At 56.9% G+C, this 22,422-nt stretch carries 22 protein-coding genes; 5 read left to right on the forward strand and 17 right to left on the reverse strand.

Annotation, left to right across the window (positions count from 1 at the left end; genetic code table 11):
- Window positions 1-152 precede the first annotated feature (152 nt).
- Window positions 153-1,115, forward strand: coding sequence for an Rpn family recombination-promoting nuclease/putative transposase (locus OOJ60_RS09150; protein WP_205612445.1), 963 nt, complete (start codon window positions 153-155; stop codon window positions 1,113-1,115).
- 49 nt (window positions 1,116-1,164) lie between these two features.
- Here OOJ60_RS09150 and yfaU read toward each other — a convergent pair whose 3' ends face one another.
- From yfaU to OOJ60_RS09170, 4 genes are read right to left on the reverse strand one after another with little or no spacing between them, the layout of a single operon-like run.
- Entirely contained in the window at window positions 1,165-1,968 is an 804-nt protein-coding gene (yfaU, locus tag OOJ60_RS09155; protein ID WP_205612446.1) for a 2-keto-3-deoxy-L-rhamnonate aldolase, read from the reverse strand.
- A 25-nt stretch (window positions 1,969-1,993) separates the two neighbouring features.
- Entirely contained in the window at window positions 1,994-3,283 is a 1,290-nt protein-coding gene (locus OOJ60_RS09160; RefSeq protein ID WP_042290623.1) for an MFS transporter, read from the reverse strand.
- A 54-nt stretch (window positions 3,284-3,337) separates the two neighbouring features.
- The gene (gene rhmD / locus OOJ60_RS09165) at window positions 3,338-4,543 is read right to left on the reverse strand and encodes an L-rhamnonate dehydratase (protein WP_060570160.1); all 1,206 of its coding nucleotides are present in this window, start codon (window positions 4,541-4,543) and stop codon (window positions 3,338-3,340) included.
- 12 nt (window positions 4,544-4,555) lie between these two features.
- The gene (locus OOJ60_RS09170) at window positions 4,556-5,338 is read right to left on the reverse strand and encodes an IclR family transcriptional regulator (protein ID WP_205612447.1); all 783 of its coding nucleotides are present in this window, start codon (window positions 5,336-5,338) and stop codon (window positions 4,556-4,558) included.
- A 32-nt stretch (window positions 5,339-5,370) separates the two neighbouring features.
- On the opposite strand from OOJ60_RS09170, the gene OOJ60_RS09175 reads away from it, so the two are divergent.
- The gene (locus OOJ60_RS09175) at window positions 5,371-5,646 is read left to right on the forward strand and encodes a hypothetical protein (protein ID WP_042290628.1); all 276 of its coding nucleotides are present in this window, start codon (window positions 5,371-5,373) and stop codon (window positions 5,644-5,646) included.
- On the opposite strand, the gene OOJ60_RS09180 is transcribed toward OOJ60_RS09175, so the two are convergent.
- Window positions 5,636-6,832, reverse strand: coding sequence for a nicotinamide mononucleotide deamidase-related protein YfaY (locus OOJ60_RS09180; RefSeq protein ID WP_205612448.1), 1,197 nt, complete (start codon window positions 6,830-6,832; stop codon window positions 5,636-5,638). The genes OOJ60_RS09175 and OOJ60_RS09180 overlap by 11 nt on opposite strands.
- Window positions 6,833-6,925: 93 nt before the next feature.
- A complete protein-coding gene (locus OOJ60_RS09185) occupies window positions 6,926-7,468 on the reverse strand; it encodes a YfaZ family protein (protein WP_042290635.1) in 543 nt (180 codons plus the stop codon).
- Window positions 7,469-7,780: 312 nt separating this feature from the next.
- On the opposite strand from OOJ60_RS09185, the gene nudI reads away from it, so the two are divergent.
- A complete protein-coding gene (gene nudI / locus OOJ60_RS09190; RefSeq protein ID WP_181822838.1) occupies window positions 7,781-8,206 on the forward strand; it encodes a nucleoside triphosphatase NudI in 426 nt (141 codons plus the stop codon).
- A gap of 55 nt (window positions 8,207-8,261) precedes the next feature.
- Here nudI and OOJ60_RS09195 read toward each other — a convergent pair whose 3' ends face one another.
- From OOJ60_RS09195 to OOJ60_RS09235, 9 genes are all read right to left on the reverse strand, one after another.
- A complete protein-coding gene (locus tag OOJ60_RS09195) occupies window positions 8,262-8,867 on the reverse strand; it encodes a histidine phosphatase family protein (RefSeq protein ID WP_205612449.1) in 606 nt (201 codons plus the stop codon).
- A gap of 260 nt (window positions 8,868-9,127) precedes the next feature.
- Window positions 9,128-10,498, reverse strand: a complete 1,371-nt coding sequence (gene menE / locus OOJ60_RS09200) for an o-succinylbenzoate--CoA ligase (RefSeq protein WP_205612450.1) — start codon at window positions 10,496-10,498, stop codon at window positions 9,128-9,130.
- A complete protein-coding gene (gene menC / locus OOJ60_RS09205; RefSeq protein WP_205612451.1) occupies window positions 10,495-11,457 on the reverse strand; it encodes an o-succinylbenzoate synthase in 963 nt (320 codons plus the stop codon). The genes menE and menC overlap by 4 nt, the downstream gene beginning before the upstream one ends.
- Window positions 11,457-12,314 carry a 1,4-dihydroxy-2-naphthoyl-CoA synthase gene (gene menB / locus OOJ60_RS09210; protein ID WP_042290647.1) on the reverse strand — a complete coding sequence of 286 codons (858 nt, stop codon included), beginning with the start codon at window positions 12,312-12,314 and terminating at the stop codon, window positions 11,457-11,459. Before menB ends, menC begins: the two co-directional genes overlap by 1 nt.
- A 14-nt stretch (window positions 12,315-12,328) precedes the next feature.
- Window positions 12,329-13,087 carry a 2-succinyl-6-hydroxy-2,4-cyclohexadiene-1-carboxylate synthase gene (gene menH, locus OOJ60_RS09215; protein ID WP_199956646.1) on the reverse strand — a complete coding sequence of 253 codons (759 nt, stop codon included), beginning with the start codon at window positions 13,085-13,087 and terminating at the stop codon, window positions 12,329-12,331.
- Window positions 13,084-14,754, reverse strand: a complete 1,671-nt coding sequence (menD, locus tag OOJ60_RS09220) for a 2-succinyl-5-enolpyruvyl-6-hydroxy-3-cyclohexene-1-carboxylic-acid synthase (protein ID WP_205612452.1) — start codon at window positions 14,752-14,754, stop codon at window positions 13,084-13,086. Before menD ends, menH begins: the two co-directional genes overlap by 4 nt.
- Window positions 14,755-14,838: 84 nt before the next feature.
- Window positions 14,839-16,137 (reverse strand): isochorismate synthase MenF, encoded by a 1,299-nt coding sequence (menF, locus tag OOJ60_RS09225; RefSeq protein WP_205612453.1) that lies wholly within the window; start codon window positions 16,135-16,137, stop codon window positions 14,839-14,841.
- Window positions 16,138-16,233: 96 nt separating this feature from the next.
- Window positions 16,234-16,539, reverse strand: coding sequence for a stress response protein ElaB (gene elaB, locus OOJ60_RS09230; RefSeq protein WP_042290656.1), 306 nt, complete (start codon window positions 16,537-16,539; stop codon window positions 16,234-16,236).
- Window positions 16,540-16,593: 54 nt separating this feature from the next.
- Entirely contained in the window at window positions 16,594-17,055 is a 462-nt protein-coding gene (locus OOJ60_RS09235) for a GNAT family N-acetyltransferase (protein WP_200034602.1), read from the reverse strand.
- Window positions 17,056-17,120: 65 nt separating this feature from the next.
- Between OOJ60_RS09235 and rbn the strand changes: the two genes are divergently transcribed.
- On the forward strand, window positions 17,121-18,038 hold the full coding sequence (gene rbn / locus OOJ60_RS09240) for a ribonuclease BN (protein ID WP_205612454.1): 918 nt from the start codon (window positions 17,121-17,123) through the stop codon (window positions 18,036-18,038).
- A gap of 63 nt (window positions 18,039-18,101) precedes the next feature.
- Window positions 18,102-19,112 (forward strand): chemotaxis protein, encoded by a 1,011-nt coding sequence (locus tag OOJ60_RS09245; RefSeq protein WP_205612455.1) that lies wholly within the window; start codon window positions 18,102-18,104, stop codon window positions 19,110-19,112.
- 78 nt (window positions 19,113-19,190) lie between these two features.
- On the opposite strand, the gene nuoN is transcribed toward OOJ60_RS09245, so the two are convergent.
- Both nuoN and nuoM read right to left on the reverse strand, forming a co-directional pair.
- Window positions 19,191-20,648, reverse strand: a complete 1,458-nt coding sequence (gene nuoN, locus OOJ60_RS09250) for an NADH-quinone oxidoreductase subunit NuoN (RefSeq protein WP_042290665.1) — start codon at window positions 20,646-20,648, stop codon at window positions 19,191-19,193.
- Window positions 20,649-20,654: 6 nt separating this feature from the next.
- Window positions 20,655-22,184 carry an NADH-quinone oxidoreductase subunit M gene (nuoM, locus tag OOJ60_RS09255; RefSeq protein ID WP_042290666.1) on the reverse strand — a complete coding sequence of 510 codons (1,530 nt, stop codon included), beginning with the start codon at window positions 22,182-22,184 and terminating at the stop codon, window positions 20,655-20,657.
- Between the last annotated feature and the right edge of the window lie 238 nt (window positions 22,185-22,422).

The following is a 22,422-nucleotide window of genomic DNA, read 5'->3' on the forward strand; positions in this document are numbered from 1 at the left end:
ATTTTTGCGTGATTCTTTCCATAAAACTGTATGCGTTGCAACCGCAAGCAACTTTCCCTCGTCCCGCCGCGCAAAGCCTGTATTCAACTAATGCAACCCGCGCCATCAGCCTGTAACGTCACGACAACACAATGTTAAGGTGACGGACTACCATGACGCATTCAACCACATCCACTCCGCACGATGCGGTGTTTAAAAAGCTGATTTCCAGTCCTGAAGTGGCACGGGACTTTCTCACTATCCACCTTCCCGCGCCATTGCGCGAAATGTGCGATTTAACAACGCTCAGGCTGGAAGCCACCACGTTTATCGAACAGGATCTCCGCGCATATTATTCTGACGTCGTGTGGTCGCTGAAAACAAAAGAAGGCGAAGGCTATATCTATTGCGTCATTGAACATCAGAGCACTGCCGTGCCGCATATGGCCTTTCGGCTCATGCGCTATGCCACCGCCGCCATGCAACATCATCTGGATGCCGGGCATAAAACGCTGCCGCTGGTGATCCCGATGCTGTTTTACCACGGCGTGCAAAGTCCGTATCCCTGGTCGCTAAACTGGCTGGACGAATTTGATAATCCGCAGCTGGCGCGGCAGCTCTATACGGAGGCCTTTCCGCTGGTGGACATAACGGTGGTGCCTGACGATGAAATCATGCAACACCAGCGCGTTGCTCTGCTTGAGCTTATGCAAAAGCATATCCGGGATCGCGATCTGATGGGTCTGGTTGACCGGCTGGTGACGCTGTTAGTTACCGGTATTGCTAATGACAGCCAACTGCAAACGCTGTTTAATTATCTGGTGCAGTACGGCGATGCGACGCGCTTTAGCGAGTTTATCCGCGAGGTCGCCGAACGTTCCCCCCATCATAAGGAGAGACTGATGACGATTGCAGAACGACTGCGGCAGGAAGGCCACCGTCATGGATTGCAGGAGGGGCTGCAAAAAGGCCTTCAGCAAGGGCTTGAACAAGGATTACACGAAGGTAAGCAAACAGGCACCAGAGAAGAGGCGCTGCGCATTGCGCGAATGATGATCGAGAAAGGGATCGAACGTGATTTGGTGCTGACCATCACCGGTATCTCTGTTGATGATGTCATAGCCAGCCACCACTGATGCCATAAGCAGGCCGGATAAGCGAAGCGTCGCCATCCGGCACGTTTACTCAGTAGCTACTTTTTACCGGGGTCGCTGAACCGACAGCTTTAAACATCGCCAATCGGCGATCCAGCGCCTCGGTATAAAGCATGGTATCGACGCCCACGGCGACGAAGTTAGCCCCCCACTGCAGGCATTTTTTCGCTATGGCCGGGTCAACCGCGAGGAACCCTGCCGCTTTACCGGCGGCGCGTATGCGAGCAATGCTTTCCTGAATGATGCGCTGCACGTCCGGGTGTCCGGCGTTATCCGGATAACCCAGCGACGCAGAGAGATCCGCCGGGCCAATAAACACGCCGTCAATGCCGTCCACGTCGAGAATAGCGTCGAGATTGTCGAGCGCCGTTTTGCTTTCGACCTGTACCAGCAGGCACAGCGATTCGTTGGCCTGCGCCATGTAGTTGTCGATACGTCCCCAGCGTGCCGCCCGCGCGACGCTGGCGCCGACGCCGCGCTCGCCAAGCGGTGGGTAACGGGTGGCGGCAACCACCTGACGCGCCTGTTCGGCGGTATCGACCATCGGGATTAGCAGCGTTTGCGCACCGATATCCAGCACCTGTTTAATCAGCGCTTTGCTTCCCTCAACCGGCCGGATCACCGGCTGGCTGGCATACGGCGCGATAGCCTGTAATTGATGATACAGATCCTGCACCGTATTCGGTGCGTGTTCACCGTCGATCAGCAGCCAGTCATAACCGGAGGTCGCGGCAATTTCCGCCATATAAGACGTGGTTGAACTCAGCCACAGCCCAATTTGCACTTCCCCTTTTTGTAAACCTTCCTTAAAAGGGTTTGCTAACAATGCGTTCATAATGATCCTTACAACGTGGATAAAATTATTGATGCGCAGCACCCGGTTGCGACGCGGCACGGTTCACGCTCAGAGTGAAGATGATTAACGCGCCAATGATGGCGACCCCGGCCAGAGTCAGCAGACCCGCCGCGTCGCTGGCGAACATCGTTTCCGCCTTCACGCGCAGGATCGGCGCGATAAATCCCCCTACCGCGCCAAACAGGTTAACAAAGCCGATCCCCGCCGCCAGCGCCGTCCCCGAAAGCAGCTGCGTCGGCATGGTCCAGAACACCGGTTGTACCGCAATAAAGCCCACCGCCGCGACGCAAAGCGCCAGTATCGCCAGCACCGGAGAAACCAGCCCGGAAAGCCCAATACCAATGCCAGCCGCTAACAGCGTCAGCGCGGCGACGTTTCGGCGATCGCCGGTGCGGTCGGAATAGCGCGGGATGAGCCAGGTGCCAAACAGCGCGGCGACCCACGGAATGGCGGTGACCACCGACGCGGTGAACCCCACTTTGGTGCCCAACAACGCCGCCACCTGCGTCGGCAGAAAGAAAATCAGGCCGTACACCGCTACCTGGATCGTCAGGTAAATGATCGCCAGTTGCCAGACGCGTCCGTTACGCAGGGCATCGGTGAGTTTTGACGTGACTTTCTTCTCTTCTTCGCTCGCCAGTTGGCTTATCAGCGCGGCCTTTTCTTCTGCGCTCAGGAAACGTGCCTGTTGCGGCGTGTCGTCCAGCCAGAAAAACGTGAACACGCCTGCGCCAACCGCCAGTAAACCTTCGATAACGAACATCCAGAACCATCCCGGATGCCCCATGAAGCCGTGCATTTCCAGCAGCGCGCCGGAAAGCGGCGACCCCAGCGTCAGCGCCAGCGGCGCGCCCATATAGAACAGCCCCATAATGCTTGCGCGGGTGCGCTGCGGGAACCACTGCGAGGTCAGATAGATCATGCCGGGGAAGAAACCGGCTTCCGCCGCCCCCAGCAGGGTACGAATAATCAGGAATTTCGCCTCTGTATCCGCCCACGCCATCGCCGCGGAGAGAAAGCCCCACAGCAGCGTGGTGGTGCCGATCCAGGTTCTCGCCCCCAGTTTGCGCATCAGCAGGTTGGCAGGCACCCCGAGAAAGGCGTAGACCACGAAGAAAATCCCCGCCCCCAGCGCATAGGCTTCATTGCTTAGCCCGGTATCAATTTGATAGGTCTCTTTGGCGAAGCCTATATTCGAACGATCCAGAAACGCCAGTACGTACAGCGTGAGCATGAACGGGATCAAACGCGCGCGGTTTTTCTTTACGACGCGGTCAAGCAAAGTGGTACTCATAGCAAGATCCTCAACAGGGAGGGCGTTGCCGGATAAACGGCAACGCACAGGTCATTAGTGGCTATAAGGGCGTTTCAGGTTGCAGTCGCGGTTAAGCTCGACGCCAAATCCAGGCTTATCCAGTACAGATTTATGAATGCGTCCGTTCACCGGCACCGGCTCATCAAGGAGGATCGGGTCAAACTGCGGGCGCATCGTTGAACAGTCCGGACTGGTCATCAGGAATTCGCTGAATGGCGTATTCGTGAAGGTAATGACCGCGTGATGCGAATAGACCGAGGAACCGTGTGGCACCACCAGTTGTCCGCGCGCTTTGGCGATAGCGGCGATCTCGACCAGCGTGGTCAGGCCGCCGCACCAGCCCACATCCGGCTGCATAATGTCGATGCCGGTTTCCGACAAGGTGCGGAAAGACTGGAGAGTGCCGTGATGCTCACCGCTGGTGACCATCATCCCCGCCGGCGCATTGCGCTTCAGTTCGCGGTAGCCTTCGTACTGCTGCGGCGGCAGACACTCTTCAATCCATTTCAGATTGTAAGGCGCACAGGCGTGGGCCAGTTTGGTGGCATAGTTCACGTCCTGGCTCATCCAGCAGTCGAGCATCAGCCAGAAGTCCGGGCCACATTTCTCGCGCATATCGGCGACCATTGCCGCATCTTTACGGATCCCCGCATCGCCGTCATGCGGCCCCCAGTGGGTCGGCATTTTCCCGCCGATAAAGCCCATCCCTTTCGCCAGATCCGGACGGGCGCCAGTGGCATAGAACTGAATTTCGTCCCGCACTGCGCCGCCAAGCAGTTTGTAAACCGGCAGGCCAACGACTTTACCGAACAGATCCCACAACGCCAGATCGACGCAGGAAATCGTGTTCATGACCAGACCGCCGGAACCGGAATAGTACATGGTCGCGCCAAGCATTTGATCGTGTATCAGTTTGATGTCGCTGACACATTTCCCTTCGATAAACCGATTGAGATGCTTTTCAACGATAAAACAGCCCATCTCGCCCGCCGTGGAGACGGCAAAGCCCGTCTGGCCGTTATCGGCTTCGACTTCCACAATCAGCGTGCCCAGTACGTTGATCCCGAAAGACTGACGCGACTGTTCGTACTCGCGATATTTACTCATCGGCGTGGCGATGTGATCGTCAATCCAGTGATTGGCCCCCTGATCGTGATAGTCACCGCCGCCAGCGCCTTTTTCAGCCGTAGCGCCGCCGGTAAACCAGGCGCGAACATGTTTAATTTTAGGTAGGGTCATGATGTTCTCCATTTATGATGCGAGTGAATCGAAGGGACTTTTCCATCCCAGAAGGCGTGAAATATCCTTCGCGCAGGCAATCGCCTTCCCGGCCAGATAATCACGGTTCTCATCGTTGATTTGTAATCGGGTGCCGACCACCGAAATGGCGGCGGCGGGTTCATTGTTGGCATTAAAAACTGGCGCGGCGACACAACGCACGTCCGGGTAATCTTCACCGTTGTCAAAGCTCCATCCGCGCTGGCGGATGCGCTCCAGTTCGTCGCTAAGCTGTTGCGGGTCGGTAATGGTCGTCGGCGTCGCCTTTTCCCATACCAGTTGCGCAATGATGGCTTTGCGCACCGGCGCCGGTTGCCAGGCCAGCAGACATTTGCCGATACCGGAACGATAAAGCGAAAGGCTTTTACCTTCGTGGGAGCGAACGCTGATGGTGGAGGAAGATTCCACTTTCAGGATGTAGTAAGCACTCTCGTGATCGATGATCCCCAAATGGCAGAGCATGCCGGTTTCATCCATCAACTGTGTCAGGCGCGGGCGTGCCAGTTCGCGCAGATCCATTTTGCTAAGCGCATGCCCGGAAAGCTCCACCAGTTTGGTCCACAGGCAAAAATTCTCCTGATGGTCGACGCTGATAAACCGCTGGCGCTTCAGTTCGTTGAGCAGCAGATACGCGGTGCTCTTGGGAATGCTCAGCGTCTCAATGATCGTCGCCGCGCTGCACGGGCCAATCCTCGCGATCAGATTAAGGATGTCGATGGCGCGGGTAAGCGCCGGCACTTTACTTGATTCCAACATACTGGACTCCAGTCTGAGATACTGGAATCAGTGTGATCGGTACGCGGGGGGAAATTTGTGAAGCACATCAAATCGCGCCTCACTTCCAGCAGAATGGAAAAAAAATGAGGAAAAATGTGAATAAACGCACGGATTTTTTCGGCGGAAGTACAGCAGGTTGGACAAGCATGACGGCTTATTGCCGGATGGCGACTGACGCCACGGTGGGCATCTTAAAAAGCGCTATCGCCCAGGCCCGGTATGCCGTAACGCAACCGGGCAGTGTGCCGGATACTTTTTACAAGCGAGTCAGCGCGATCACAGCGTAAACGACTCGACCACCTCAATCCAGCCGTGCTCTGTCGCGACCTCCTGATGGTTAAGCCAGCGGCGCAGCATATTCAGCGCCATCATCGCGCAGACTTCCTGACGCACCTGCAGGCTATGCCGTGTGACGCTAAAATGAACCCGTAGCGCCCAGGTGCCGTCTGGCGTGGCCAGGGCAAAATTAAGATGTTCGTTTTCCAGGCCGGATACCGCCAGCGCCAGACCGGCATAATGGTTACCGCGACGCTCGTTCGTCCAGTGCGCGGTTTGCGCCAGCGTTTCTTCCTGAGAAGGCACCACTTCACTGGCCAGAAGCGGCGCGCCCGCCCTTGAAAGCTGCAACGCCACCAGCCCTGCGGTGTATTGCTCGCTGAGCGTCAGGCTAAGCTGCCTTTTCTGCAGTTCACGGGCAATTTGCGCAGGCAGGCCTTCCGTGCCTTCAAAGATCAGGCTTTGTCCGGCAACGCGCTTCACCTCCTGCCACAGGGTTTGCATCGCTTCACGCTGGGCGTATGGGCCAGTGAGCTTCAGCTCGATGATCGGCATTGACGAACGGTACCCCAGCGTCACACCTTCCGGCAGCGTCAGCGAGTCAAGGCTTTGGGCAAGATCGCTTTCCGAACGTCCAAAGGTCGTCAGACGCAGACACAGCGGTGCTTCGCTCAGCGCGAAGCGTTCACGCAGGCGCGGCAGGATCTCGTGCTCAATCATCACCTTAAATTCAGACGGCACGCCCGGCGTGAAAAACATCAGGCAGCGATTCAACTGAACCGCAAAGCCACAGGCGGTCCCGACCGGATTGTTGATAAACTCGGCGCTGGCCGGCAGCTCCGCCTGTTTGCGGTTGCTGGGCGCCATCGCCCGACCGCGCTCGCGGAAAAAACGCGCCATTTCAGCAAGCCAGGGTTCATGTAACACCAGCCCCTCCCCCTTTGCCGTCGCCGCCGCCAGGGCGCTCAGATCATCGCTGGTGGGGCCCAGCCCGCCATTGACGATCAGAACATCTGCGTGCTGGCTGCGCTCGCGCAAAATGGCGACCAGGTCGTCAAGATTGTCGCCCACCGTGTTGCGACGCGTTAAGGGTAATCCCTGATTAAAGAAAAAATCGGCCAGCCAGGCGGCGTTAGTGTCGACAATTTGCCCATGCAACACTTCATCCCCGGTGGATAGCATCTCCACGTGTAACATCGTGTTCTCCTGCTTTTATGATGCAAACACTATAACGCATGAAGAAGGAGGAGGAGAAAAAAACAGGCGCGGCAGGACGCCGCGCCGAAGCGATTAGAAGCTGGCGTTAACCCCAACATACGGACCGTCAGCAATTGCGTTGTCGCGGTTGCCGTCTTTGCCCGCCAGATTCAGATAGCGATAGCCCGCTTCAATGCTCAGCGGACGCAGAAGGGTCCAGCGTGCGCCAGCGTTAGCTTCTTCGTAGCTGTCAATACCACTGGACAGCGAGTCCGGTGAGTAATAGTACTCGCCAAACAGACGGAAGCTGTCGCCAATCGGCCACTGCAGCCCGCCGCCGACCGCCGCCGCGTAACCTTCTTCACCATCCTTGGGATTGGTATAAATGCCTTTGCCGCCGACCGTTGCCAGCATGGGTCCAAGAGGAATATTTAACCCCAGACCCAGACCTGCGGCGTCGCCGTCGTCATCGTTGTGCATCCAGTTACCGCTTAGCGCCAGGCCGCTGGACTCCGTACCAAATCCAACACCGAGATTGGTGTAATCTTCCCCCGCCTGGCCGCTGATACTCATCGCATTCACGGTCGCGGACACGAACAGCATTCCAGCCAGTCCAACTATTACGCTTTTTTTCATTTTTACCCTTTCCAGCAAGCAATTGCGCAAAACGTCCCAAAACCGCCGGATTGTACTGTCATTAACGCAGGAATCAAGGTGTTAAAAAATGGTTAGTTCAGGGTTTTGTAACTAAATAAGATCGGTCTGGTAAGGGGAAACGGTAACGAAATCCGTATAGCCAATAGGGGCTTGCCCAGGATCAATTTTTTATTGATCAATCTTCCTTACATTAATTCCCGGTTTTGTCTGGAAAAGAGACGTTTTTTACTCGTGTTGTCAGGCGATATGCTTTTCGCTGGCACATTTACCTCTGCTTTAAGGAACATTATCGTGCGTCAAAGGACTATTGTTTGCCCCTTAATACAGAATAATGGCAGTTACCTGTTGTGCCAGATGGCCGACGATCGCGGTGTTTTTCCGGGTCAATGGGCCTTATCAGGCGGTGGCGTGGAGCCGGGGGAGCTAATTGAAGACGCCCTGCGTCGTGAGATCCGCGAAGAGCTCGGAGATGAATTGATACTGAGTGATATTAAACCCTGGACGTTCAGCGATGATATCCGTACTAAAACCTATCCGGACGGTAGTCAGGAAGAGATCTACATGATTTACCTGATCTTTGACTGCATTGCCGCTAACCGTGAAGTGCATATTAACGAAGAGTTTCAGGCCTTCGCCTGGGTCAAACCGGAAGATTTACCGAAATATGATCTGAATATCGCCACGCGAAAAACGTTGGGGCTGAAAGGATTACTTTAACAGAACATGACAGCCTTTATGGCTGTCATTGAGACGCTGATGAGATAAGCTTTTATTATTGAATCATCAGTTGACCATCTAAATAAAGCTTACCGTGATCGGCATGCATCACTAAAGCGTCCAGATATCCCGGATCGTATTTAACGCCGCGCATATTTTCCGCCAGCCACGTCAGACAATGATTATGCGTAAAAATAACCGTATTTTTACCCTGTGACTGTTTGGCGAGGCGTAGAATAGCCCGTTGCGTTCCGCCTCCACATGTACGCATCGCGTTATCCACGGTGAGTTTCTTACCGCCGGAAAACCACGTCGCCGACTGAATAGTGCGTACGGCAGGACTGGCAAATAATGAATAATCGTTAATTTGTGCGGCGAACGTCTCTCCACGCGCCCTGGCCAGATGCGCGCCGTATGCGGTAATACCGGTTTTATCTGACAGATAGGGATGTTCGGAACGATCGCAGCGCTCAGCATGGCGAAACAGAACGATGACGGGGTGCTGCTTTGCCAGCAAGGCGAGCGTCGGGGTATTGATGCGCGGCAAACCGTTGCTGCTCCACGCCACCTTGCCGCTAACACCAATCAGAACAACCAGACTGACGATCAAAATAGCGGCATATTTTCGGGAATGAGAAAAATACTGGAAATAAGCTGACACGTCACTTTCCACGCAATAAAAATAAATAAAATACGGTCTACCTTTCGGTATACCAGTCGAAAATTCGTGTCGTGAAAATGCCTTAAAATCTGAATAAAAGCAAAGGTTATTCAGGCGAATAATCCCTTTTTCGTCTTTATTTTATTTCTTAAGGTTAAATTAATATTCACCTGCTAATATTGCATTACCCGCTATTTAATAATTATTTCCCGAAGAGTTTAATGACGTTTTTCGGGGAGATTGCTCCCCCCGCGTATTCATTATCGATCCGCGTAAATCTGTCGCACCCAGTCGGTCAACGCCCGGCGTGAAATTTTGATGCCGCCGTTTTTAAGCGTATCCGGCAAGATCAACCACCCCACCGGCTGCTGGAAACGCGCCAGCTTGTCTTTCACCCATTCGCGAAGGTCCGGAACCGCTTCGCTGGCGTCATATTCCACGACCGCAACGGGACGTTGGCCGAACTCGGCATCCGCCACGGGAACAATAAAGACCTGTTGCACCTGCGGATGGGCGGCAATCACCCGCTCAACCTCTTCCGGTTGGATCCCTTCGCCACCGCTAAAAAAGAGATTATCCAGCCGCCCGAGAAGGGTTAATTTATTATTAGACAGCACACCGCGATCGCGTGTAGCAAACCATCCTTCGTCGTTAACCAGCGGCGCCAGTCTACCGTTTCGCCAGTAACCTGCCGCCATGCTCGCCGCACGCAGCCACACTTCGTCATTAACAACGTTGACTTCGCGTCCCGGTAACGGCTCCCCGACGTCCGCCTGCCCATCGGCCTCTTTGGCGCATACCGTCGAGGCAAATTCGGTCAGTCCGTAGCCGCACCAACAGCGAATGCCCTGCGCGCGCGCCTGCTCCGTTAACGCAACCGGGATCGCCGCGCCGCCGAGCAGCACCGCCTTCAGCGAAACGGGCGTCTGGTTCATCAGCAACCGCCACAGTTGCGTTGGCACCAGCGACGCATGGGTGCATCCGGCCAGCATCTGCTCCAGCGGCTGTTTTTCCCGTACGGTCATCCGCGCGCCGGCAAACAGCCAGCGCCATAAGATGCCCTGACCGGAGACGTGAAACAGCGGCAGGGAAAGCAGCCAGTCGTCGTCTTTGCCGAAGGGTATCAGCGAGAGGACGCCTTCGGCGCTGGCGAGATGCGCCTGGCAGGTATGCACGGCGGCCTTAGGCAAACCGGTGGAGCCGGACGTCAGCGTCATTGAACTCAGACGCTGTGGTTGCCAGGCCACGCCATGATCGCCCGCCTCTTCCCGCATCGTCAGCGTCGTCAAAAAAGCAAAGGGATTGTCGCCTTCGCGATCCAGCGCAAACTGTAACGTCAGATCCGGCAGCAGCGTGGACAGAAGCGACTGCGGAAGCTGCGGGTTGATCGGCAGAACACGCGCGCCGCACTGCAATAGCGCCAGCCACGCCAACAGCGTCTGAGGATGGTTCCAGGCGCGCAGCATTACCCCACTGCCTTCCACCACGCCCTGCGCGGCAAAACCGCCCGCCAGCGCGTTAATGCGCTGGCAGAGCGCTTGCCAGGTGAGTACCTCATCATTCAGGCGCAGAGCGGGCGCATCCCCTCTTACCTGCCGCCAGTGACGCCACGGCCAGTCAGAAAAGCTCATTGCACCCGTTCCAGCGCATCAAGTTCTGTACACGGTAGTGTGCTGCCCGGCCAGCGGCGAAGCTGCTGCGTCTGCATCAGGTTCAGGGTGTCGAGACCGGGAATGGTCTGCGGCGTCAGCCACGCGGCAATACGCGCCAACTGCGTTAAACCCAGGCTCGATTCAATGGACGAACTGATCACCGCCGTCAGCCCCAGCGCATGTGCGGACTCAACCTGTTGACGAACCTTGTCCAGCGAGCCGGTCAGCGTCGGCTTGATCACCACCGCGCGGACGCCCTCTTCCGCCTCGAAGGCGAAGTCGGCATCGCGCAGGCTTTCATCCCAGGCGATGGCAATCCCGGTCTCACGGGCAAATGCCCGGGAATCGTCGCGGGTTTTACACGGTTCTTCCAGGAAAGCGATGCGATGGCGATAGTCCGGGTTGACGTACTTCGCAAATTGTTGCGCTTTCAGCGGTGTCCAGGCACGGTTGGCATCCAGACGCAGATGCAGCTCCGGTATCGCCTCCAGCAGCAGGTTAACCACCATGCCGTCGCGTACCGCTTCGTACAGGCCGACTTTAATCTTCGCCACTTTTTCACCAGGCATGTCGGCCAGTTGCAGCACCAGATCGTCCGGATCGCCGGTACACAGCGGCGCGGCGCGATAGTCCGCCGCTGCGGGCAGCATTCCCGTCAGTTCCGCCTGCGCGCAGCTGACGCCAAACGCCACCGACGGCATATCCGGCAGTAACTCGCCGCCCAGCAGCCAGTCGTTAACCCAGGCCAGCAGGGCCACCTGCGCATCTTCAACGGTTTCGAGGCTAAAGCCTGGCAGCGGGGAGATCTCTCCCCACCCTTCCTGTTCGCCGTCACGCAGACAGACATACAGCCCGTCGCGGGTTTTTAACCGCCTGTCACGCAGAACCACCCCCGCGTCCATGGGGATCTGCCAGCGGTATACCTGCGCGCTACGCATTACGGATTCCGTTTGAATTTGCTGAAATCAGGCTGACGTTTCTGGTTGAAGGCGTTACGGCCTTCCTGACCTTCTTCCGTCATATAGAACAGCATGGTGGCATTTCCCGCCAGTTCCTGCAGACCCGCCTGCCCGTCACAGTCGGCGTTCAGCGCGGCTTTCAGGCAGCGCAGCGCCATCGGGCTGTTTTGCAGCATTTCGCGACACCAACGCACGGTCTCTTTTTCCAGATCCGCCAGCGGAACTACGGTGTTAACCAGCCCCATATCCAGCGCCTGCTGCGCATCATACTGACGGCACAGGAACCAGATTTCACGCGCTTTCTTTTGTCCAACGATCCGCGCCATGTAAGATGCGCCCCAGCCGCCGTCAAACGAACCGACTTTCGGGCCGGTCTGGCCGAAAATTGCATTTTCCGCTGCGATGGTCAGATCGCACATCATATGCAGCACGTGGCCGCCGCCGATGGAATAACCGGCCACCATCGCCACTACCGGCTTCGGACAGGTGCGGATCTGGCGCTGGAAATCCAGCACGTTCAGGTGATGTACACCGGAGTCGTCCTGGTAACCGCCGTAGTCGCCGCGCACTTTCTGGTCGCCACCCGCGCAAAAGGCTTTGTCACCTTCGCCAGTGAGGATAATCACCCCCACGTTGTCGTCATAACGGGCATCCGCCAGCGCCTGGATCATCTCTTTAACGGTCAAAGGACGGAAAGCGTTGCGCACCTGTGGACGGTTAATGGTGATTTTTGCAATACCGTCGCTGGACTTCTCATAGCGAATATCGGTGTAGCCTTCAGAGCAGTCGTGCCATTCAACCGGTGCGTAAAGCATTGTTTCATCAGGATAGATCATAGTGTGTCCTTTAGTCAGAGACGCAGAATCTGCGCCAGACATGCCACCACGCCAGCGGGATTTTCCCGGTGCGCGTTGTGTCCGGCGTTACGAATCACATGGCTTTCCGCCGCTAATTCCGCCGCTAGCGCGCGAAATTTGCTGTCACGTTCACCACATAAATAATAAAACGGAAATGTCCGCGCGGTGAGCGCCGCGCGTAAATCGGGCTGCGCCGCAAGCGAGGTGGCTTCGAGCATCGCCGCCAGCGTGCCGCCGTTATTGTCGCTTCGCAGGGCAACCAGTTCGGCCCTTTGCCCGGCATTTAACGAGGCAAAAACGGGTTGTTGATACCAGTCGCTGAAAACGTCTCGCAGCGCTTCCTGGCGAAAACGCTGCGCCCAGTGAGCATCGGAACGACGGCGCGCGTCGCGCGCCGCCTCACTTTGTAGCCCCGGATGACCGCCTTCAACCACCAGGCCACACAGTCCGGTCATCCCCTGACAGGCTGCCGTCATCGCCACTCTGCCGCCGAGCGAGTAACCTACCAGCCAGTAGTTCAGTATGTTGTAACTAATTAAAGTACTGCGCAGTAATTCGATCACCTGCGCAAATCCGCTTACGCGAATCTCAGCGGAACCGCCGTGGCCGGGCAGATCGACATACAGACGGGAAAACGCCGTCAACTGCTCGCCGACCGCCTGCCATTCCCGGCAGTCGCCGGAAAAACCGTGCAGAAAAACCAGCCAGGGCGCGCCGGGCTGAGCGGGTTTCGCCTGCGCGTGCAGGTTCATAGATGGCTTACCTGCGCCAGCAGTTGCTGCAACGTCCGGGTGCCGTCGGTATCGTTAACCACCAGTTCAATCACCGTCGTCGCAGGTGTTCGCCACGCGCCGGCTATCGCCGCGTCCAGTTCATCCCAGGTTTCCGGACGATAATATTTCAGCTCGAACATCGCGGCAGCGTGTTCAAAATGGACATTTTGCGGCATCAGATAAAATCGCTCGCGTTCGCTCTGCGGCGTCGGCAGCAGTGAGAAAATCTGTCCACCGTTATTGTTGACGACAATCAGTACGAACGGCGCGGATACCTGGCGCAGCAGCGCCAGCGCGTTAAGATCGTAGAGCGCCGAAAGATCGCCGACAATCGCCAGCGTTGATTTGGCGCTGGCGCGCTGTACGCCCGCGGCGGTTGACAATAAGCCGTCAATGCCACTCGCCCCACGGTTGCTGTATACCGGATATCCCGCGGGTAACTGTGAAAACGCATCGATCAGGCGCACCACCAGGCTGTTACCGACGAACAACTGTCCCTGTTCGGGCAAATAGTCGCGGATGCGGTGCGCCAGTTGCGCTTCGCCAAACGCGTCACGACGCGCCGCCACCGCCTGCCAGGCCTGCTCAGCCAGACGCGGGATCGCCACGCACCAGGGCTTGCGTTTTTCCGCCGGATGCAATGCCAGCCAGTCGCCAATTTTCGCCACCAGACGGCGACCGCGATGATGGGCCGGATCCAGCCGCCCTTCGATATTATCGACAATCCAGTATTCGTCCGGCGTGCAGGTTGCCTGCCACTGCAGCAACCGTTTCCCGGTCAGGCTGCTGCCCAACTGTACGACAATCTGCGCCTGTTGCAGTTCGGTGACCGCCTTCGCGTTCCCGAGCCACAGATCGGCACAGGGCAGCGGTTGTCCGGTTTGCGACAGCACATCGCCAATCAGCGGCCAGCCCAGCGTTTGCGCCCACTCGGCAACCTTTTTACCCTCTTCCGCGCTCATGCGCCCGGCAACGACCACCCCTCGCTTCTGGCGCCAGAAAAACCAGTCGCGCTGCTTTTCACTTTCCAGCCGACGCGCTTCGCGCAGCCAGGGCTTGTCATCCTGCCACCAGTCGCCGAGGCGCTGCTGCCAGGCCAGTCCCGTGTCGTCCATATCGCCATACAACGGTTCGGCAAAGGGACAGTTGATGTGCACGGCGCCAGCATGCAGCGACGCCAGCGCGTTATCGAGGGTCGAAACCAGCCAGCTTGCCGGAATATCCTGCGTCGGACGCGGCAGCGAGATCGTTTGCGACGGATGGGACGCAAACATCCCTGCCTGGCGAATGGCCTGATTCGCACCGCAGTCGATCAGTTCAGGGGGGCGATCGGCCGTCAGCAGAATCAGCTTTTCACCGGTCAGCCCCGCTTCAATCAGCGCCGGATAGAGGTTAGCCACCGCCGTACCGGACGTGACGATTACCGCCACCGGTTGTTTGCTCGCCTTTGCCAGTCCCAGCGCCAGATGACCAAGTCCACGCTCATCGAAATGCGTGTGGTGAATAAATGCCGCGTTTTCCGCCGCCGCCAGCGTGAGGGGCGTGGAACGCGAGCCAGGGGCAATGCAGACATGCCTGACACCGTGGCGAGTTAATGCTTCCAGAATGACCGCCGCCCAGCGTCGGTTAAATGCGCTTACTGACATGAGTTTGTCCGGTATCAATATTGCGACTCAGTATAAAGAATGGAAAAAATGGATTATTGATATGAATCGGAATTAAGTGACTCATTATCCGTCCATCTGTAACAAAGTTCGCAGACCTGCGGCTTTATTGTTGATTTCCTGCCATTCCTGTTCGGGATCGGAACCGCGAACAATGCCCGCTCCGGCATACAGTCTGACCACGTTGTCGGTGATTTTCGCTGAGCGCAGCGACACGCAAAACTCGCTTTGCTGTAACGACAGATAACCTGCCGACCCGGCGTACCATTCGCGTTCGAACGGTTCATGTTGATGAATGAACATCCGCGCGCGATCCCGGGGGATCCCCGCCACCGCCGCCGTCGGCTGGAGTTGCAGTAAGCACAGCGTATCGTCAGGCTGATTCAGCGCCGTCCAGATGCAGCGGCGCAAATGCTGGACCTTTCGCAGCCTCAGCACTTTTGGCGGCAGCACGTCCAGCGAATGGGTATATTGTTGTAATCGCTGGCAAATATCTTCGACCACCAGCATGTTTTCGCGCTGATTTTTATCGTCCTTCATTAACCACTCGCCCAGTTGCCAGGCTTTGTAGTCATCAGGATCGTTAGCGACTGTACCCGCCAGCGCCTCGGTCCGGAGCGCGGTATCCCGCCGCCGCCAGAGTCGCTCCGGGGATGAGCCAAGAAAAGCGCTGTTCGCGCAAAAGGCCATGTAGAAATGATAGCAGTTCAGATTCAGACGACGGCTTGCCGCCATCATCGCGGCCGCATTCACCGGACGAGAAAATTGCAGATCGCTGGCGCGCGCCAGCACCACTTTTTCCAGTTGGTCTTCGGCAATCGTGCGTGTTGCCTGCTGAATCAGCGTCACCCAGCCTGCTTTTTCCGGCCAGTGCTGCTCGCCAACCAGGGTTAGCCGCAGCGCCGCCAGCGGTTTGACGCTCGCCAGTGAAGCGAGAAACGACAGCGCCCGGTCGGCATCCTCACGCAGCGATCTGTCGCTCCAGACATGCAACCGCAGCACCGCCACGCCCGCACAGCGCCGCCATTCCAGACGGGGCAAAAAGAGTTCGCCCGTTTTCGGGTCGAAGGCGTTCAGTCCCCAGACTCGCAGGTCGCTTTGCTGTGGGTGGTCGCGAAGAAAACGCTGCGCGGCATCAAGCGAGGAAAAGCGGGAAACCGAACCGAGCACGGCGGCTTCTTCATCGCCGTTGCGCTGCTGCCAGTAAAATTGTGGGTAAACAGGCTGGCTCGCAAGCCAGCTTAACGCGTCGAAAGCGTCATTGAGGGGGAAAGGGACATCGAAAACCCGCATGCCCGGCGCGGCGGGTAATTCCTGCGATAAAAGGCGCGTCAGGCTTTCCAGCGCAGTAGTGAGTGAATTCACGCGGACCTCTCCCTGTTAAAAACCTCACATTATACGGGGTACTACAGAAAAAATGCAGTACCCCAGTTTAGGGAGTCGATGCGTTTCCGGTGAGGGTTAACGCCGTGCGAGCAGCAAGCCCAGTACCATACCTACCGCTGCGCCCACGCCGATCCCCTGCCACGGTTTTTCATGCACATAGTCATCAGCGCGATATACCGCCTGTTTTGCGCGATAGTAATAGCTGTCGGACGCATGGCTGACGCGATTTTTTACATCTTCCAGCGCTTGTTCTGCGCGCGCTTTGAGTTCGATATACTTTTGATCGGCAGGGTCACCCGAAGAGCGCAGCACCTCTTCCAGCGTCTCGCTCAGCAACGTCAGGTCGTCATCAATACGCGAATCACCAAACTGATAAGACATTCTCGTTCTCCATTTTAGTAAAACCTGTTCCTAACTATAGACAACGACGCGGATTTACGCCTGAATTGCCTCACGGGCCATACCGATATGGGCAATGCCGTCTTCATCATAGACATCGGTCACGGGCGTAAAACCGAATCGCGCGTAGAAGTTTTGCAGATGCGCCTGCGCGCCGAGATACAGCGCTTTTTGCGGCCAGTGCTGCTGGCAGGCGGCGAGCGTCCGGGACATCAGATGTTGGCCAAGCTTTTCGCCACGCAGGGCTTCGCTGACGATCACCCGGCCAATGACCACCGGCTCCAGCGCGTTGTCACTTTTCAGAATCCTCGCATACGCCACCAGCTCATCGTTATGCCAGCCGAGGATATGGCGGTTTTCACCCACCAGATCGTCGCCGTCAATATCCAGATAAGGGCAGCGCTGTTCGACAACAAACACCGCGCAGCGCAGTTTAAGTAGCGCGTACAACGCGGGAACCGTTAATTGTGAATGATGCAGATCTTGCCAGGTAATCATCGCGCCCTCCTTTTGCTCAAACGTTTTATACTAGCCAGAATAAGTTGAAAAAGTGTAATGAAATAATGGAATTTATCTTTTTAGGTACCTCGGCGGGCGTCCCTACCCGCGCGCGCAACGTCACGGCGATATTGTTGCATCTGCACCATCCCACTCAGCCCGCGCTGTGGCTGTTTGACTGCGGGGAAGGCACGCAGCAGCAGATGCTGGAGACGGCGTTTCATCCCGGCAAGATTGAACGCATTTTTATCAGCCACCTGCATGGCGATCATCTGTTTGGTTTACCGGGTCTGTTGTGTAGCCGCTCGATGGCAGGCAATCCGCATCCGCTGACCCTTTATGGACCCAAAGGGCTTCGTGAATTCACCGAAACCAGCCTGCGCCTGAGTGGTTCGTGGACCGACTATCCGCTGGATATTGTCGAGATTACCGCCGGTGAAATCCTTGACGACGGCTTGCGCAAGGTAACCGCCTACCCGCTTGAACACCCGCTGGAATGCTACGGCTACCGCGTTGAAGAACACGACAAACCGGGTGCGCTTGACGCCAACGCGCTGAAAGCCGCGGGGGTTACGCCGGGTCCCTGGTTTCAGGACTTGAAAGCCGGAAAGACAATTACCCTTGATGATGGCCGCACCATCAACGGCGCGGACTACCTTGCTCCGGCAACCACGGGCAAAGCGGTGGCCATTTTTGGCGACACGGCGCCCTGCATCGGCGCCCTTGCGCTGGCGAAAGGGGTTGACGTGATGATTCACGAAACCACCCTGGATGCCTCGATGGAAGAGAAGGCCAACAGCCGGGGTCACAGCTCCACCCGTCAGGCGGCGATGCTGGCGAAAGAGGCAGGAGTCGGCAAGCTCATCATGACGCATATCAGTTCACGCTACGATGAAACCGGCTGCCAGCGCCTTCTGGCGGAGTGTCGGGCCATTTTTCCGCACACGGAACTGGCTGGGGATTTCGCCGTTTTCACGGTTTAACGCTCCACTTTTTGTCCCCGGTGCCGATAACAGTAAAAAGGCAGTATTCACACTGAGGACAGAATGGACAATTTCCAGAAAGATATCGATGACAGGGCGAATCTCACCCTGTCCAACCGCTTTGAGCTGCTGCTGTTTCGTTTGGGAACCTCCCTGCACGAGCAAAAGTCTGAGCTGTTTGGCATTAACGTCTTTAAGTTGCGAGAAATTGTGCCAATGCCGACGTTTACGCGTCCGGCAGGCATGAAGGCGCCGCTGCTGGGGATGGTGAATATTCGCGATCAGGTGATCCCGGTGATCGACCTCCCCGCCGTCGCCGGGTGTAAACCGGAAAACGGGTTGAATATCCTGCTGATCACCGAATACGCCCGCAGCGTCCAGGCCTTCGCCGTCGAGTCAGTGGAAAACATCATGCGTCTGGACTGGCAGCAGGTGCATACCGCCGAGAAAGCGGTAAACGGACGTTACATCACCAGTATCGCCTGCCTGGACGAGGACAAAGAGACCAACAACCTGGCGCTGGTGCTGGACGTTGAGCAGATCCTGTATGACATCGTGCCCGCAAACCATGACCTACGCGCCACGGAACTGAAAACCAGTAAATTCAACATTACCCCCGGAGCGGTGGCCATTGTCGCCGAAGACTCTCGCGTGGCACGGGCGATGCTGGAAAAAGGCTTGAACGCAATGGACATTCCGCACCAGATGCACGTTACCGGAAAAGACGCGTGGGAGAAAATCCAGCATCTGGCGAAAGAGGCCGAAGCGGAAGGCAAAGCCATCAGCGAAAAAATCGCCCTGGTGCTTACCGACCTGGAAATGCCAGAGATGGACGGATTCACCCTTACCCGTAAGATTAAAACCGATGAACGCCTGAAGCACATTCCAGTGGTGATCCACTCCTCTCTGTCTGGCAGCGCCAACGAAGATCACGTACGCAAAGTGAAAGCTGACGGCTATGTGGCGAAGTTTGAAATCAACGAGCTGTCGTCAGTTATTCAGGAAGTGATGACGCGCGCGGTGAACAGAATTGACGGCCCGCTGGTGAGCAGACAGCTGTTAAGCGGATCCTAATAACGCCAGAAAGGCTGGGCGTTATGCCAGCCCACAAAAAAACCCGCCGAAGCGGGTTTTTTTAGGTCTGCGTTTCGCTTACATCAGCGGCATCGCTAACTGCACAATGCTGATCAGCGGCTGCGGCCAGACGCCGAGCACCAGCACCAGCAGCGCGGAGATCAGCACCACAATGCCGCCCGCGCTGTACTGCCAGTTCGACGGCGCATCGCGGTTAAGCTGCTGCGGCGCGCTCAGGTACAGGCTGACCGCAACGCGCAGGTAATAGTACAAACCTATCGCGGAACCGACCACCACGGCGGCAACCAGCCACCACAGGCTGGCCTGCACGCCGACCGCCAGCACGTAGAACTTGCCGATAAAGCCGAGCGTCATCGGGATACCCGCCAGCGACAGCATCATTACCGTCATGACCGCGGCGAGAACAGGACGATGCCAGAACAGACCGCGATAGGAGAACAGTGAGTCAGCATCCGGCCCACGGTACGGGCTGGACATCAGACTGACCACACCAAACGCGCCAAGGCTGCTAAAGAGATAGCCGGCCAGGTAGACGCCTACCGCTTCCATCGACATCTCGCCGCTCTGCAGGGCAATCAGCGCCACCAGCAGATAGCCGAGGTGAGAGATGGAGGAGTAACCGAGCAGACGCTTAATGTTGGTCTGGCTCAGCGCCATCAGGTTACCGAAGATGATAGAGGCAAAGGCGATAATGCCCAGCACCACGCGTACCGCTTCGCTGTCGCCTACTGGCGCATAGAGGAACAAACGCATCACCACACCGAAGATAGCGATTTTGCTCGCCGTCGCCAGGAAGGTCGATACCGGCGCAGGCGCGCCCTGATAGACGTCAGGCGTCCACAGGTGGAACGGCACCAGAGACAATTTAAAGCCGAGGCCGACAATCATCATCCCGAAGCCCGCCAGCAACAGCGGTTCGCTCAGCATACCGTCGCCGAGGCTCTTGCCGAGGGCCACGAACGACAGGTTGCCGGACTGTGCGTACACCAGCGCCATACCAAACAGCAGGAAGGAAGACGCGGCGGCGGACAGGATAGTGTATTTGATACTGGCTTCCAGCGAGCGCTTCTGGCGGAAGGCATAGCCTACCAGACCAAACAGCGGCAGGGAGATCAGTTCGATACCGAGGAACAGCGCGGCCAGATGGTTAGCGTTCGCCAGCAGGATCCCGCCCAGAGCGGCAATCAGCACCAGCAGGTAGAACTCTTCCCGGTTGTCGTCATAGCCTTCCAGCCACGGGTAGGCAAACGTACAGGTCGCCAGGCTCGCCAGCAGAACCAGCCCGGTGTAGAGCATGGCGAAACCGTCAACCCGCATCAGCGGCGTGACGTCCATGGCGCCCGCCTGGCCAACAAACCAGAGCGAAACCAGCGCAGCGTTAAGCCCAATGACCGACAGCGTGGCATTGAGAAAGTGATTGCGTCGCCACGCAATGGAGAGCATCACAACCACCACCGTCAAGCCGACGATCAGCAGCGGTAGCAGCGCAATCAGGTGTTGTGGAGTTATTGTCATGGCGATTTACGGCCTTGTAGTAGAAACGGAATTAACAAACCACTGCTGGATGTTGCTCATCGCGGAATGCGACGTATCCAGAATCGGCTGCGGATAGAAGCCAAGCAGTACCAGAAGCACGACCAGCAACAGGATGATAAACAGCTCGCGCAGCGACATCCCTGCCAGTTCCTGATTCGCAATCTGGCTTTTGGCTTTACCGAAGTAAGCACGATGCAGCATCGCCAGCGAGTAAACAGAGGCAAACACCAGACCAAAGGTGGAGATGACGGTGATCACCGGAACAACCTGGTAGCTGCCGAACAGGATCATAAATTCACCGACGAAGTTACCGGTGCCAGGCATACCGAGCGTTGCCACTGCGAAGAACATCGACAGCGCAGGCAGCCACTTCATTTTGCCCCACAGGCCGCCCATCATACGCATATCACGCGTATGCAGACGTTCGTACAACTGGCCGCAAAGGATAAACAGACCCGCCGCGGACAGACCGTGCGCGATCATCTGGATCACCGCCCCCTGGTACGCCAGCTGGCTGCCGGTGTAGATAGCAATCAGCACGAAGCCCATATGGGAGACGGAGGTGTAGGCAATCAGACGCTTGATGTCGTACTGGGTAAACGCCATCCACGCACCGTAGAAGATGCCGATCACACCCAGCCACATGGCAATCGGCGCGAACTCCGCAGAGGCGTTCGGAAACAGCGGCAGAGAGAAACGCAGCAGACCGTAGGCCGCGGTTTTCAGCAGAATCCCCGCAAGGTCAACGGAACCGGCGGTCGGCGCCTGAGAGTGCGCATCCGGCAGCCAGCCGTGCAGCGGAACCACCGGCATTTTCACCGCGAAGGCGATGAAGAAGCCCAGCATCAGCAAGTATTCGACGCCGTGGGACATCGGGGTATTCAGCAACGCTTCATAGTTGAAGGTCCAGACGCCGGTTGCATTGTAATGCACGAACACCAGCGCCAGGATCGCAATCAGCATCACCAGACCGCTCGCCTGGGTGTAAATGAAGAATTTGGTTGCCGCCGTGATACGCGTTTTACCGTCGGACGCCTTATGGCCCCACAGCGCGATCAGGAAGTACATCGGCACCAGCATCATTTCCCAGAAGAAGAAGAACAGGAACATGTCGATGGCGAGGAACACGCCGATCACACCGCCCAGGATCCACATCAGGTTCAGGTGGAAGAAGCCCTGGTATTTTTCGATTTCTCGCCAGGAGCAAAGTACCGCCAGAACGCCGAGCAGGCCGGTCAGCACCACCATCAGCAGCGACAGACCGTCGATAGCCAGATGAATAGAGATGCCAAAGCGCGGGATCCACGGCAGGACAAATTCAGACTGCCACTGCGGAATGCCAGCGGATTGCGTCAGTGAATAGCCGCCCTGCAACCACAGCTGCAGGCCAAGCGCAAGCGTCAGTCCCATGGTGATCAGCGCGATCCAGCGCGGCACCTTCACGCCAAAGCGTTCGGTCTGCCAGCACAGAAACCCACCAATGAAGGGAATAAGTATTAGCCAGGGTAATAACATGGCAGTATTTGTTCCTTGTTTAAGTCCGGTTCAGGCTATCTTGCTCGTCATAGCGACCCCGGCTGTGCTCGCAATCCTCACGTACTTAAGTACGCTTCGGTTGCTGTGCGCAGGCGGTGTCCACTCTGACTTCGCCGATAACGCCTGTCCTGTCGGACCTGATTTTCAACGAATTTCAACAAATTCACGTTTGAGTGCGGTTTGTTGTGTCGGGTGGCGCTTTGCTTACCCGACCTAC

The sequence above is a fragment of the Citrobacter sp. R4 genome (assembly GCF_026719175.1).
In the GTDB taxonomy this organism is placed as follows: Bacteria; Pseudomonadota; Gammaproteobacteria; order Enterobacterales; family Enterobacteriaceae; genus Citrobacter_A; species Citrobacter_A sedlakii.